Genomic DNA, 12927 nt, shown 5'->3' on the forward strand with positions numbered 1-12927 from the left:
ATCCGGGCCTGGTCGCGAAGCATGGACCGCTACCCGGTTGTCTACCGTAGTGGGGGTAACCCTACGGTCAACAGCTACTTCCGGCTGGCGCCGGGGCCCGGCTCGTGGCCGGGCCCCGGCGTTCCGGGACTGTTCATCCGAGGGTGGGAACAGCAGGCCGGAGCCTACTTCTTCTGCGCCCACTCACCGGCGTTCCAGAGCACGCCGTCGTAGGACTGCATGTAGACGCGGTCGATGCCCTTCCAGGCCCACATCGACGGCGTCGCGAAGAGCGGGAGCGTCGCGTACTGGTCCGCGATCGCCTTGTCCGCCTCCTGGTAGTCCTTGACCTTGGTCTGCTCGTCGGTCGCCTTGATCGCCCGGTTGAACGACTCGTCGATCTTCGGGTCGCACAGGCTCTGGTAGTTCTGGTTACCACCCTTGTCCGGGCAGATGTAGATCGTCCGCTGCTCGGCCTTGAACGGCTGGGCCGACCAGCCGAAGAGCGCCACGTCGTAGTCGCCGGCCGCGAGACGGCCGCCCTTCAGGAAGTTGGCGTCGGTCTCGTCCTTGACCTCGATACCGGCCGCCTTGGCCTGCGAGATGATGATCTCGACGGTCTGGGTACGGCGGGCGTTCTGGTTGTGCGCGATCTTGAACGAGGCGCGGACACCGTTCTTGGCGAAGATGCCGTCGGCGCCCTTGGTCCAGCCGGCGTCGGTCAGCGTCTTGGCCGCGGCCTCGGCGCCGAGGCCCGCCTTGCTGCTGTAGAGGTCGGTGTAGCCGGGCTCACCCTGGAAGAAGTTGATGCTGTTGAGCGGCTCGGCGTCGGACTGGACCGGCTTGAGCAGCTTGTCCACGACCTCCTTGCGGTTGACCGACTCGAAGAACGCCTTGCGCAGGTCCTTGTCGGAGAACATGCGCTTGTAGTTCAGGTCGAGGTGCTCGTAGGTCAGCTGCGGAGCCGAACCGTAGGTGACACCCTGCGAGGCGAGGCTCTTCATGGTGCCCGCCGCGGTGGCGTCCGGCTGGGTCGACGCCGCGACGTCGATCTCACCGTTCTGCAGCGCGGTGGCCATCGCCTTGGTGTCCTCCATCGTCCGGACGACGATCTTGGCGGGACCACCCTTGGCACCGATCCACAGCGGGTTCTTCTCCAGCACGACGGACTTCTGGTTCGCGTCGAAGGAGGTGATCTTGTACGGGCCCGACGACGGCATGATGTCCGCCTTGAAGCCCTTCCACGCCGTGTTCCAGAACTCGCCGGCCTTCTTCAGCTGCGCGGCATCACCGGTGGGCTCGAGCTTGGTGATGTCCGCGATGCCGGTCTTGGCCTCGAGGATGTGCGCGGGCATGATCGCCGGCGCGTTGAAGATGCCCTTGTAGTCCAGGTAGGGCGCGCTGTAGGTCGTCTCGAAGGTCAGGTTGTCCTTGCAGACGGCCTTGTCGATCAGCGAGTACCCGTTGGTGGACACCGCGTTGAAGGCGGCCTTGCCGTCCGGGCCCATGGCCTTGCCGCTCTGCGACAGCCAGGCGAGGTAGAGGTCCTTGCAGTCGTAGGCGGCGCCGTCCGACCACTTGACGTTCGGCTTGATCTTGTAGGTGATGACCTGCGGGTCCTTCGACGTGACCGTCCAGGAGTCGAACACGTCGTTGTTGAGCAGGACCTTGTTGTTGCCGTCGAGCTTCAGCGTGCCGGAGAGAATCGCCGTAGAGATGTAGTTGTTGTACGACGTGTTGGTGTCCGGGAGTTGGTTGTTGTAGGCGGAGTACCCGTCGTCGATACCGACAGTAATCGTACCGTCCCACGCCGGCGCCTCGGCGAGCTTGAACAGGTCGCCGCTTTCGGCCTTGCCGACCGCCATCTGTTTGACGTCGTTCGACGAGCCGTTCTTGTCCGAGTTGCCGGAGTCACCACCACCGCCGCATGCCGTCAACAGCAGCGCGGATCCGGCGACCAGCGACAAGGCGGAAACTGCCTTGGACTTCCTCATGAAGTGTGCCCTCCTAGCACTGAGCCCCCGAGATCGGAACAGGGGCCCACAGCTCCGGTTGGATGAGCCGGAGCTTATGACACGCCACGCGACACTCAATTGGCGCACTGCCGGTGCACGCTAGAAAGGAAATGCACCCACAGTCACCACCTCCCGGTCGATCGTGACCAAAGGGTAACTTCCTGCTGACGGCGGGAAATACCTTGGTTACCAGTTGGAATCTCCGGGGCCACTCCGACGTGTTCCGGATCGTTCACCCGGAAGGGCGGAACGTTCTCGGAACGGCTACTTGGGCCCCCGCGTCCAGTTCACCGCCGTCCCGAAAGGACCGACCATCGGCGGCCCGGGAGTAACACCGGAAATGCCGGAACCGATGGCGAGGGTATCGGCCAGCTGGAACAACGGGACTACGACGTTCTGCCCCCACAATTCGGGTTCCAGTCGAGAAAGCGCGTCCGCGATCGGCGTCGTTCCGGTCAATGCCGCGTCAATCGACGGTTGCAGTCCGGAATCGCAGAACCCCGCCGCGTTACCGGGAACCACCGGTTTGCTCTTGTCCGTTCCCGCCGCGGTCTGTTCCGGACGGCACCCGAACGTGGAAGCGAGTACTGACGCGGTGTCACCACCGACGGCCTGGGGGACCACCGCGATATCGACGCCGACGTTGCCCGCCGCGTCCGGCGTGCTCTGCTGGATCCCGCCCGCCACGGGCATCGCCAGCTGCCCGGAGAACAGGTCCCTCGGCTGGGGGGCGACCGTCGAGACGTCGATCCCGGCGGCGACGAGCTGGTTCGAAAGCTTCTTCGCGATCGTCGCGTACGGCTCCTGCTTGCCGGGGGACGCGATCACCAGCGAAAGGTTCTTCCCGTTCTTGCGCCAGGTCCCGGCGTCCTTGGCGTATCCGGCCGACTTCAGCAGGTCCTCCGCCTTCTTCGCGTCCGGTGTGGACGGAGGACCGGCGGGGATGGTCGCGGCGTAGCCCGGCACGGACGGCGCCCGCACCAGCGCGTCGGCACGCATCGTCGCGGACGGGCCGCCCGCGGCGCCTTCGGTGATCAGCGCGGCGCGGTCGATGAGCGCGGCGACGCCGGCGCGGACCTTTTCGTCCGCCAGCACGGGGCTGACCGGGCGCAGCAGGACCTCGGCCACCAGCGGCCGGGCGATGGTGTGCAGGGCCACCGCGCTACCCAGCGCGCCGAGCTGCTGTACCGCGGAGCCGTCCGTGCGCGAGAGCACGAACTGGTCGTTGCCGCTGCGCAGCGCGCCGACGAGCCCCTGGGGGTCGGCCCGGCGCAGGACGATCCGGTCGATCGCCGAGGGTTTCTCCCAGTACCGCTCGTTGCGTTCCAGGATCACCTCACCGCGTGCCTGGTCGAGACTCTTGATGGAGAACGGGCCCGCGATCGCCGGAAAGTTCGACGCGAGCGCGCCCTTCCAGCCGTCGGGGGCGTCCTTGAGCAGATGCGCGGGCAGCAGATCGGAGAACAGCGTCTGCCACCCGGGGTACGGCTTCGCGAAGGAGACCTCGACGCGCTTTCCGCCCTCACGGGACTGGATGTCGGAGATCAGCCGGTAGCCCGCCGGGGCGAGCACGCCCGGCTGGTCGCGCATCTGCTCACGCAGGTAGGCGAAGTCCTCGGCGGCGATCGGCGCGCCGTCCGACCACGAGGCCTCGGGGCGGATCTCGTAGGCCACCACGAACGGCGACTGCGAGACCACCTGCGCCGACTTCATCAGGCTCTTGTCGAGCTCGGTTGTGCCGTCGTCCTTCTGCCGGAACACCGAGGGCAGCAACAGCTGCGAGAGCGCCGAGGTCACCTCGGAGGCGTCGGCGAGATTGTGCGGGTTGTAGCCGCCCGCGATCTCGTCGACGCCGACGACGATCTGCGACGGCGCCTTGGTGACCGACGACGACGGGGGTGCCGAGGGCAGCGCGGACGGGGGCGGAGTACTCGAACAGGCGGCGAGGACCACCGCCAGAAGCGCCACCAACGGCGCCGCCACGCGACTCACCCGCACGCTACGTTCCTCCCCAATCACCGCCGGAGCCCGTCATGGTGCCATGTCCGCGTCCGGCCCGGCACGAGATTGCCACATCCCGCCCGGATCGCCGTGACCCGATCGGGTACCGCCATCCGGTGGACGCACCACCGCCCGTCCGGGTTCCCCCGGCCGGGGTATCGGCCGAGGTACCGTACCGGCATGGGGCTCGCCGGGATCGCCTACCGCCAGTACACCAGGCTGCTGTGGACGCGGGTGCGGCGCGGGCCGGTGCCCCGGCACGTCGCGATGGTCCTGGACGGGAACCGCCGCTGGGCCCGCGAGCAGGGGCTCGACGACGTCAGCCTCGGCCACCGCCGGGGTTTCGAGCACGTCGTGGAGGTTCTGCGCTGGTGCGACGCCGCCGGTGTCGGGCACGTCACGCTGTTCTGGGTCTCGATCGACAACCTCGCCAAGCGCGCGGCCCCGGAGGCCGCCGCGCTGATGCGGACCATCGAACGGGTCGTGCCCGTGCTCGCCGCCACCGGCCGCCGCGTCGAACTCGCCGGGCATGTGGACCTCCTGCCGGACACCACGGCGCGGGTGCTGAAGGAGGCCGTCGAGGAAACCCGCGGGATCGCTTCGCCGACGCTCACCCTCGCGGTCGGTTACGACGGCCGCGTCGAGATCGCCGACGCGGTCCGCTCCCTGCTCGACGAGGCGGCCGCGGACGGCCGGTCGGCACGGGAGGTGGCCGCGACGCTGACCCCGGACGACATCGCCGCGCACCTCTACACCAGCGGGAAACCGGACCCGGACCTGGTGATCCGGACCAGCGGCGAGCAGCGGCTGTCCGGATTCCTGACCTGGCAGGCGGCGTTCTCCCGGCTGCATTGTGTGGACGTGAACTGGCCGGGTTTCCGGGAGATCGACTTCCTGCGCGCGCTGCGGACCTTCGCGGCGAGGACCACCTCGTCCGCCCGGTGAAAAAGCGGTCGCGGTCACCGGTGTCGGCGCCGTGCTCGCGCTGTCCCGCACCGGACGTCGTGCGCCGGCGGCCGCCTGAACCCCGGCACCGGGAGCGAGGGACCTTTGCTCACGTCTCTTCGCTTGCCAATCATTAGCGCGCTAACGAACGAGAGCAAAGGTCCCCTGCTCCGCTTCCGGGCCGCGATCGGGTGTCAGGCGACCGTGACGCCGCCGTCGGTGGAGTCGGTGGAGCGGCTGAGGTCCTCCCAGGCGTCGAAGTCGTCCTGGACGCGTTGCCGTCCGGCGGCGACCAGGCGCAGCGCGTCCGAGCCGAGCAGGATGTGCACGGGAGGATTCTTCGCGTCCAGGAGGGTGAGGATGGCGTCGCCCGCGCGGTCGGGGTCGCCGACACCCTGGCCCGCGAGGGCCTGGCGCCGGGTCCGGATCGGGTCGAACAGGGCGTCGTAGTCGGCGATGCTGCGGGGCGCGCGGACCAGTGACCGGCCCGCCCAGTCGGTTTTGAACGCGCCGGGGGCCACGGCGGTGACCCGCACGCCGAACTGGGTGACCTCCTGGGCGAGGGTGTCGGTGATGCCCTCCAGTGCGTGTTTGCTGCCTTCGTAGAACGCCAGCCCGGGGAAGGTGGTGTGCCCGCCCATCGAGGTGATGACGAAGATGTGGCCGCCGCGCCGTTCCCGCATGCCGGGCAGGACCGCCTTCACGGTCGCCACCGTGCCGAACACGTTGACCTCGAACTGGCGGCGCAGCTCGGCCATCGACGACTCTTCGAAGGTGCCTTCGAGCCCGTAACCGGCGTTGGCCACGAGCACGTCGATCGGGCCCAGTTCCGCTTCGACGGCCCGCACCGTGGGGTCGATCCGGTCCGCGTCGGACAGGTCGAGGACGAAGGCGCTGGCACGCTCCGGGTCCAGCGCCCGGAAGGCGGCGGCGTGCTGCTCGGTGCGCACGGTGCCCGCGACCCGGTGCCCGGCCGCGAGTGCCCGCCGGGCGATGGCAAGGCCGAGTCCGGTGCTGACGCCGGTGATCAGGAATGTCTTGCTCACTATGAATGTCCTTTCGTGGACGAGGGTCAGGCCGCGGGCGTGCGAGGGCACGGCGGCATCGACCCCGCGGGATGACGGGGTCAGACAGGGGAGGTACCGGTTCGCCCGGTCAGGACTCGGCGGTGTCCCGGGCGGGCGAGGTGGCGGGGTCGCTGCCCCAGCTGGCCAGCAGTCGCAGGCGTTCCTGGGACGGCGAGCCCGGCGGCGCGCTGTAGACGACGAGCGAGTGGCCGGGGTCGGCGACCGAGGTGAAGATCTCGTACTGCAGTTCCAGGTCACCGACGACGGGGTGGCGGAGACGTTTGGCGCCGGTACTGCGTTCCTGGACACGGTGTTCCGACCACCACGCCGGGAATTCGGGCGAACGCATCATCAGCTCACCGATCAGGTTGGCGATGCGCCGGTTTCGCGGCTGGGCCGCGGCGGCCAGCCGCAACCCGTGCACGTAGTCGCGGGCGACGCGTTCCCAGTCGCACCAGACCAGGCGGGCACCGGGGTCCAGCAACGTCCAGCGCGCCATGCTGCGTTCCCGGCGCGGCATGGCGGCCACCTCGGGAAACAGCAACGACCACATCGTGTTCCCGCCGACGACGGTGAGGTTCTTGTCGCTGACGAAAGCCGAAGCCAGCTCCATCGACTCCAGCACCTGCCGCACCGCCGGTCGCAGCCGTGCCGCGTGCTCGTCCCGGTCCCGGTGCCCGGCCGCGGTGCCCGCGAGGGCGAACAGATGCCGCCGCTCGATGTCGTCGAACCGCAGCGCGTCGCAGAGGGCGTGCAGTACCTGCTCGGAGGGCTGCCGGGCACGGCCCTGCTCCAGCCGCGTGTAGTACTCGACGCTCACCCCGGCCAGCCGCGCGACCTCGCCGCGCCGCAGACCGGCGACCCGGCGACCGGCGCCGAACTCGACCGGCAGGCCGACCTCGTCCGGCGTGAGTCCCGCACGGCGGGCCCGCAGGAACTCGCCCAAGTCGTTCTTGCCCATGCCCCGAGTCTGCGCTTTCCCCAGTCGATCACCAAGGGCGTAGCTGGCCCTGCCAGTACCACGCACCGGATCGTGCGAGACCCGGCCTTCTTGCTCGCTTTCCGCGAATTCCCGGCGCCACCGCCCGGTTTCTTGCCACAGTGGTGTGGTGATCACCACACGCGGGCGGGGAGGCCTGCTCCGGCATCGCGACTTCCGGCGGCTCTGGCTCGCCGACGGATTGAGTCAGTTCGGCGACCGCGTCTCGTTCGTGGCGGTACCGCTGCTCGCGGCGACCACCCTGCACGCGTCGGCGTTCGAGGTGTCCCTGCTGCGGACCGTGCAGACCGCCGCCTACCTCGTGCTGGGCCTGCAGGTCGGCGCGTGGTGCGACCGGCTGCGCTGCCGCCCGGTGCTGCTGACCGCCGACCTCGGGCAGGCCGCGGCGTTCGCGTCGGTGCCGATCGCGGCGATGTTCGGGGTGCTCAGCCTCGCCCAGCTCTATGTCGTCGTCGCGATCGCCGGGGTGCTGTCGGTGTTCTTCACCGTCGCGCACCAGACCTATCTCCCCCGGCTCGTCGCGCGGGAGGAGCTGACCGAGGGCAACGCCCGGCTCCAGGCGAACCTGTCGGTCGCGGCGGTGTCCGCGCCGACGGCGTCGGGTTTCCTCTTCCAGTACCTCGGCGGCCCGGCCGCGCTGGCGGTCAACGCGGCCAGTTTCCTGTGGTCGGCGACCTGGCTGAGCCGGATCCGGACGCGGGAGCCCCGGCCCGAGCGGCCCGAGCGCGTGCCGCTGCGCAGGGAGATCGCCGAGGGCATCGCCTACCTCGCCCGGCGTCCCGATCTGCGCGCGTTCGCCGCGTCGAGTGCGCAGACCAGCCTGTTCCAGGCGCCGCAGCTCACGCTCGGCACGCTCTTCCTGTTGGAGGACATCCGGCTCTCGCCCGGCGCTATCGGGCTCGTCGGCACCCTCGGGCTGACCGGGGCGCTCACCGGCAGCGCGACCGCGCGCAGGCTCGGCGCGCGGTTCGGCGCCGGGCGCGTGCTCTGGGTGGTCGCGCTGGTGTTCGGGCTGGGCGCCGGACTGGCGCCGCTCACCCAGCCCGGCTGGCTCGTCGCGTTGTTCGCGCTCAGCGGGTTTTTCAGCGCGTACAGCATCACGGTGATGAGCATCCTGATGGTCAGCCACACCCAGGCGTCGACACCGCCGGAACTACGCGGGCGCGTCAGCGCGACGATGCGGTTCCTGGTGTTCGGCATCGCGCCGATCGGCTCGATACTCGCCGGGGTGTTGGGGGAAACGCTCGGGCTGCGCACGACGTTGTGGATCGGCGCCGCCGGTCTGCTCGTCGCGGCGCTGTGGCTGTTCCCCTTGCGCCACAAGGACTTCTCGACGAGCTGAGCGTCCAACTGTCCGCCGTGGACAAATGCGCCCCAATGTGGCATTGGGAGCTCCGCTCCTTGCCCCCACCGCCACCCTCAACGGAGACGCTGCGCGTCCAGCCCTGATTCCACGCACCCAATGTGGCGTTCGGTGCGTCTGACGCACCGAACGCCACATTGGGGCGCTTGACCTTGAGCTTGATCAGCCGTTCTCGCGGCTCTTCGCGCGCGAACGCTCCTTCGCGCGCGTCCCGATGTCGAGCGTGACCTTGCGGACGCGGACGACCTCCGGCGCGACCTCGACACACTCGTCGGCGGCGCAGAACTCCAGCGCCTCCTCCAGGCCCAGCTTCCGCGGCCGGGCGAGGCGTTCGAGCTCGTCACCGGTGGAGGAGCGCATGTTGGTGAGCTTCTTCTCCTTGGTGATGTTGATGTCGAGGTCCTCGAAGCGCGGGTTCTCGCCCACGACCATGCCCTCGTACACCTCGGCACCCGGCTCGACGAAGAACGTGCCGCGGTCGGCCAGCTGGATCATCGCGTACGCGGTGATCGGGCCGGACCGGTCGGCGACCAACGAGCCACTGTGCCGGGTACGGATCTCGCCCGCCCACGGGAAGTAGCCCTCGAACACGTGGTTCGCGATGCCGGTGCCGCGGGTCTCGGTGAGGAAGTCGGTGCGGAAGCCGATCAGGCCGCGCGAGGGCAGCACGTAGATCAGCTTGATCCGGCCGGTGCCGTTGCCGCTCATGTCCTCCATGCGGCCCTTGCGGGACGCGAGCAGCTGGGTGATCGAGCCGAGGTGCTCCTCCGGCGAGTCGATGTAGAGGCGCTCGAACGGCTCGTGCAGCTTGCCCTCGATGGTGCGCAGCACCACCTGCGGCTTGCCGACGGTCAGCTCGAAGCCCTCGCGGCGCATCTGCTCGACCAGGATCGCCAGCGCCAGCTCACCACGGCCCTGCACCTCCCAGGTGTCGGGGCGCTCGGTGGGCAGCACGCGGATCGAGACGTTACCGATCAGCTCCTGGTCCAGCCGCGCCTTGACCAGCCGCGCGGTGACCTTGTCGCCGCCGTTGCGCCCGGCCAGCGGCGAGGTGTTGACGCCGATGGTCATCGAGATGGCGGGCTCGTCGACGGTGATCCGGGGCAGCGCCACCGGCTCGTCGACGTCGGCGAGGGTGTCACCGATGGTGATGTCCGGGATACCGGCGATCGCGACCAGGTCGCCCGCCTTGGCCTCGGTGGCCGGGACGCGGGTGAGCGCCTCGGTGACCAGCAGCTCGGAGATGCGGACGTTCTGCACCGAACCGTCCTCGCGCATCCACGCCACGGTCTGGCCCTTGCGCAGCTTGCCCGCGTGGATGCGGATGAGCGCGATCCGGCCGAGGAAGTTCGACGCGTCGAGGTTGGTGACCAGCGCCTGCAGCGGGGCATCGGCGTCCGCGACGGGCGGCGGGACGTGCCGGAGCAGGGTCTCGAACAGCGGGTCGAGGTTCTCGCTCTCGGGCAGCGCGCCGTCGGCGGGCTGCTCCAGGCTGGCCTTGCCCGCGCGGGCCGAGGCGTAGACGACCGGGAGGTCGAGGACCGCGTCGAGGTCGGCGTCCTCGATGTCGCCCGCGAGGTCGAGCAGCAGGTCGTGGGTCTCCTCGACGACCTCGGAGATCCGGGCGTCGGGCCGGTCGACCTTGTTGACCACCAGGATGACCGGCAGCCCGGCCTCCAGGGTCTTGCGCAGCACGAAGCGGGTCTGCGGGAGCGGGCCCTCGCTCGCGTCCACAAGCAGCACGACGCCGTCGACCATGGACAGGCCTCGCTCGACCTCGCCACCGAAGTCGGCGTGGCCCGGGGTGTCGATCACGTTGATGGTGACCTGGCCCTCCGGGGTCTGCCGGTGGATCGAGGTGTTCTTCGCGAGGATGGTGATGCCCTTTTCGCGTTCGAGCTCACCGGAGTCCATCACGCGGTCGACGAGCTCGGCACGTTCGGCGAAGGCGCCGGACTGGCGGAGCATGGCGTCGACCAGGGTCGTCTTGCCGTGGTCGACGTGTGCGACGATGGCGACGTTGCGCAGGTCGGGCCGGGTCTTACCGGACGTCTGGCCGGCTTCGACCGCCGTGGCGCTGGCTGCGGGCACGCGAGGACTCCTGAACTGTGAAGAACGGTGGGTGTCCGCGACGCCGGAATGCCGTGCCGGTAACCCGCGTACGAAGGTGCGACCGACTTTGGCCACACGCGGACCACACCAGGATACCGCTAGCCGAACTGTGAGGAGCCCCACGCCCCATAATCGGTAAGCCTCACCTAACCTGGAAGGCCGACGGCGGGTGTCGCCGGTGAGGAGCGACCGTGGGCAAAAAGCAGCCGGACGACCCGAAAGCGGTCGTGCGCAAGCTGATGAAGGCCGGCAAGGTCAAGAAGAAGTGCTGCCGGTCGGAGTCACGCTGCAAGAAGTGCCCGGTACTCGCGCTGAAGAAGGCGAAGAAGCAGCTGGCGAAGGCCGCCTGACCTCGTCAGGAGGGCAGCCGCTGTCGCGAGCTGCCCGTTCCCGCCTCGTCAGTGTGCGACGGCCTCGTTGATCAGACGGAGTTCCGGCGCGGTCTTCGTCGGCGAGAACTCGATCACCTCGTACTTCGCGAGGTGCTGCACGGAAAACGGGTCGGTGGCCAGGATGGCGTCCAGCTTCCCGCGCTCCATCGGCCGCGTGATGATCACGCCGCCGCTCCGCGGATTTCGCCTGCCGGACGCCAGAAAATGGCCGTGTTCGTACTGTTTGTTCAACCATTCGGCATGGTCGGGGAGCGCGTAGTCGATCTCTTCGATGGGAGCGGTGTAGTTCAGCAGCACGACATACATGGCTATGAAGGTAACTCCGCCAGACGCCACGGGCACCGGCGCGCGCCGGGTCGATGCGAAGTGTTGACGGTGCGTGACCGTATCGGGTGATGTGCCCTTTTCGCGCGGTTTCCCAGCGTGTACCGCAACCGCTAGACTGGGTGTATGCGCACGTCGAACGCTCAGTGGTGGCCGCCCTCCGGCGGCTCCGACGTTTTGCGCTAACCACGCGAAGGCCGCCCCGACGGGTGGCCTTCTCAGTGTGTGGGGGTCTTCCCTCGGGGCCGAACCCAGAGAGAGGGGAACACCATGATCAAGCTGTCCGGCATCACACCGTCGGGGCACGTCCAGCTCGGAAACCACCTCGGAGCGTTGCGGCGGTGGGCGGCCGAGGGTGGGCCGGACGACCTGTACTTCGTGTCCGACCTGCACGCCATGACGACCACGCACAACCCGGCGAAGCTCCGCTCGCTGGCGATGGAGCAGCTGGCCGTGCTGGTCGCCACCGGCATCGAGCCGGAGCGGACGTTCGTCCAGTCCGACCTCGCCCGCGACCTCGGCGCGCTGACCTGGATCCTGGAGTGCACCTGCGCCTACGGCGAGGCCGCGCGGATGATCCAGTTCAAGGAGAAGTCGAAGGGCCAGGCCGGGGTCCGGCTTTCGCTGCTGACCTACCCGGTGCTGATGGCCGCGGACATCCTCCTGCAGGGCGCCGACCAGGTGCCCGTCGGCGAGGACCAGCGTCAGCACGTCGAGCTGGCACGGGCGCTGGCGAAACGGTTCAACGGCACCTACGGCGAGGTGTTCACCATGCCCGAGGCGGTGCTGCCGCCCGCGGGCGCGCGGGTGAAGGACCTGGCCGAGCCGACGCGGAAGATGTCGAAGTCGACCAGGGACTCGGCGGGCGTGGTGTTCGTGCTCGACGAACCGGACCTGATCCGCCGCAAGTTCCGGCGGGCGGTCACCGACGGCGGCTCGACGCCCGCGTACGAGCCGGAGACCCGGCCGGGCATCGCGAACCTGCTGGACATCCTGTCCGCGTGTACCGGGGACGAGCCGGCCGCGCTGGCCGGGCGGTACCCGTCCTACGGGGCGTTGAAGGACGCCACCGCGGACGCGGTGATCGAGGAGCTGCGGCCGGTCCGGGAACGCACCAGGGCACTGCTCGACGACGTCACCGAGCTGGAACGGATCCGCAAGGCAGGCGCAGACCGGGCCGCCGAGCGCGGCGCGCACCGGCTGTCCTCGGCGCTGCGCCTGTTCGGCGCGGGCTGAAGAGCACGGCAGTGGTCTCTGAAGGCCACCTTGAGGGACTTGAGTTCCCTCAAGGTGGCCTTCAGAGACCGTCCTGAGCTGTGGAAAGAGAGCTGAAGGAACCGGCGAGCAGCGTACGCACGGCGGGCAGCAGCACGCGGTCGGCGGGCAGCCAGTCCAGATCGTCCAGATCGTCGAGCCCCAGCCAGCGCACCGCCGAGTGCTCCACCGCGCGCGGTTCGTCCCCCGGCGACACCAGCCCGGCCGCGTAGATCCGCAGCACCTTCGCCGGCCCCAGCGGGACGTCCGCGCCGACCCGCCCACCGACGGACACCGCGACGTCCAGTTCCTCGCGGCATTCGCGTGCCAGCGCGTCCTCTTCGGACTCCCCCGGCTCGACACGCCCACCGGGCAGCTCCCACTGTCCGGCGTGCCGCTCGGGCCAGGCCCGCTGCTGCGCGAGCAGCTTCCCGGCCCGCACCAGCGCCGCCCCGACAATCACGTCCGTCATGGA

Annotated in this window: 11 protein-coding genes; 4 read left to right on the forward strand and 7 right to left on the reverse strand. The window is 69.3% G+C overall.

The window, feature by feature from the left end:
• Positions 1 to 164: 164 nt before the first annotated feature.
• The gene (locus ABD987_RS29835; RefSeq protein WP_345401235.1) at positions 165 to 1973 is read right to left on the reverse strand and encodes an ABC transporter family substrate-binding protein; all 1809 of its coding nucleotides are present in this window, start codon (positions 1971 to 1973) and stop codon (positions 165 to 167) included.
• Positions 1974 to 2258: 285 nt separating this feature from the next.
• Complete coding sequence (locus ABD987_RS29840) at positions 2259 to 3992, reverse strand: ABC transporter family substrate-binding protein (RefSeq protein WP_345401238.1); 1734 nt, start codon at positions 3990 to 3992, stop codon at positions 2259 to 2261.
• A 183-nt stretch (positions 3993 to 4175) separates the two neighbouring features.
• Between ABD987_RS29840 and uppS the strand changes: the two genes are divergently transcribed.
• The gene (gene uppS / locus ABD987_RS29845) at positions 4176 to 4940 is read left to right on the forward strand and encodes a polyprenyl diphosphate synthase (protein ID WP_345401241.1); all 765 of its coding nucleotides are present in this window, start codon (positions 4176 to 4178) and stop codon (positions 4938 to 4940) included.
• Between the two features lie 194 nt (positions 4941 to 5134).
• Here uppS and ABD987_RS29850 read toward each other — a convergent pair whose 3' ends face one another.
• Both ABD987_RS29850 and ABD987_RS29855 read right to left on the reverse strand, forming a co-directional pair.
• Positions 5135 to 5986, reverse strand: a complete 852-nt coding sequence (locus tag ABD987_RS29850; protein ID WP_345401244.1) for an oxidoreductase — start codon at positions 5984 to 5986, stop codon at positions 5135 to 5137.
• A gap of 109 nt (positions 5987 to 6095) precedes the next feature.
• The gene (locus ABD987_RS29855; RefSeq protein ID WP_345401247.1) at positions 6096 to 6968 is read right to left on the reverse strand and encodes a helix-turn-helix transcriptional regulator; all 873 of its coding nucleotides are present in this window, start codon (positions 6966 to 6968) and stop codon (positions 6096 to 6098) included.
• Positions 6969 to 7116: 148 nt separating this feature from the next.
• Here ABD987_RS29855 and ABD987_RS29860 point away from each other — a divergent pair, with 148 nt between their 5' ends.
• Positions 7117 to 8349 carry an MFS transporter gene (locus ABD987_RS29860; RefSeq protein ID WP_345401250.1) on the forward strand — a complete coding sequence of 411 codons (1233 nt, stop codon included), beginning with the start codon at positions 7117 to 7119 and terminating at the stop codon, positions 8347 to 8349.
• A gap of 183 nt (positions 8350 to 8532) precedes the next feature.
• On the opposite strand, the gene typA is transcribed toward ABD987_RS29860, so the two are convergent.
• Positions 8533 to 10461, reverse strand: coding sequence for a translational GTPase TypA (typA, locus tag ABD987_RS29865; protein ID WP_345401253.1), 1929 nt, complete (start codon positions 10459 to 10461; stop codon positions 8533 to 8535).
• Between the two features lie 212 nt (positions 10462 to 10673).
• On the opposite strand from typA, the gene ABD987_RS29870 reads away from it, so the two are divergent.
• Positions 10674 to 10832, forward strand: a complete 159-nt coding sequence (locus tag ABD987_RS29870; RefSeq protein WP_345401256.1) for a hypothetical protein — start codon at positions 10674 to 10676, stop codon at positions 10830 to 10832.
• A 48-nt stretch (positions 10833 to 10880) separates the two neighbouring features.
• Here the strand turns inward: ABD987_RS29870 and ABD987_RS29875 are convergent, their stop codons facing one another.
• On the reverse strand, positions 10881 to 11180 hold the full coding sequence (locus tag ABD987_RS29875) for a YciI family protein (protein WP_345401259.1): 300 nt from the start codon (positions 11178 to 11180) through the stop codon (positions 10881 to 10883).
• 288 nt (positions 11181 to 11468) lie between these two features.
• Here ABD987_RS29875 and trpS point away from each other — a divergent pair, with 288 nt between their 5' ends.
• On the forward strand, positions 11469 to 12434 hold the full coding sequence (trpS, locus tag ABD987_RS29880) for a tryptophan--tRNA ligase (RefSeq protein ID WP_345401262.1): 966 nt from the start codon (positions 11469 to 11471) through the stop codon (positions 12432 to 12434).
• Between the two features lie 61 nt (positions 12435 to 12495).
• Here the strand turns inward: trpS and ABD987_RS29885 are convergent, their stop codons facing one another.
• Complete coding sequence (locus tag ABD987_RS29885; RefSeq protein ID WP_345401265.1) at positions 12496 to 12924, reverse strand: NUDIX domain-containing protein; 429 nt, start codon at positions 12922 to 12924, stop codon at positions 12496 to 12498.
• Positions 12925 to 12927 lie beyond the last annotated feature (3 nt).

Origin of the sequence: Amycolatopsis samaneae (assembly GCF_039541975.1) — a bacterium.
Classification (GTDB): domain Bacteria; phylum Actinomycetota; class Actinomycetes; order Mycobacteriales; family Pseudonocardiaceae; genus Amycolatopsis; species Amycolatopsis samaneae.

What these genes read in the sequence shown, in the direction of transcription:
- ABD987_RS29835 (WP_345401235.1), bottom strand. Translation starts at nt 1,973, where the DNA reads ATGAGGAAGTCCAAGGCAGTTTCCGCCTTGTCGCTGGTCGCCGGATCC.
- uppS (WP_345401241.1), top strand. Translation starts at nt 4,176, where the DNA reads ATGGGGCTCGCCGGGATCGCCTACCGCCAGTACACCAGGCTGCTGTGG.
- ABD987_RS29855 (WP_345401247.1), bottom strand. Translation starts at nt 6,968, where the DNA reads ATGGGCAAGAACGACTTGGGCGAGTTCCTGCGGGCCCGCCGTGCGGGA.
- ABD987_RS29875 (WP_345401259.1), bottom strand. Translation starts at nt 11,180, where the DNA reads ATGTATGTCGTGCTGCTGAACTACACCGCTCCCATCGAAGAGATCGAC.
- trpS (WP_345401262.1), top strand. Translation starts at nt 11,469, where the DNA reads ATGATCAAGCTGTCCGGCATCACACCGTCGGGGCACGTCCAGCTCGGA.
- ABD987_RS29885 (WP_345401265.1), bottom strand. Translation starts at nt 12,924, where the DNA reads ATGACGGACGTGATTGTCGGGGCGGCGCTGGTGCGGGCCGGGAAGCTG.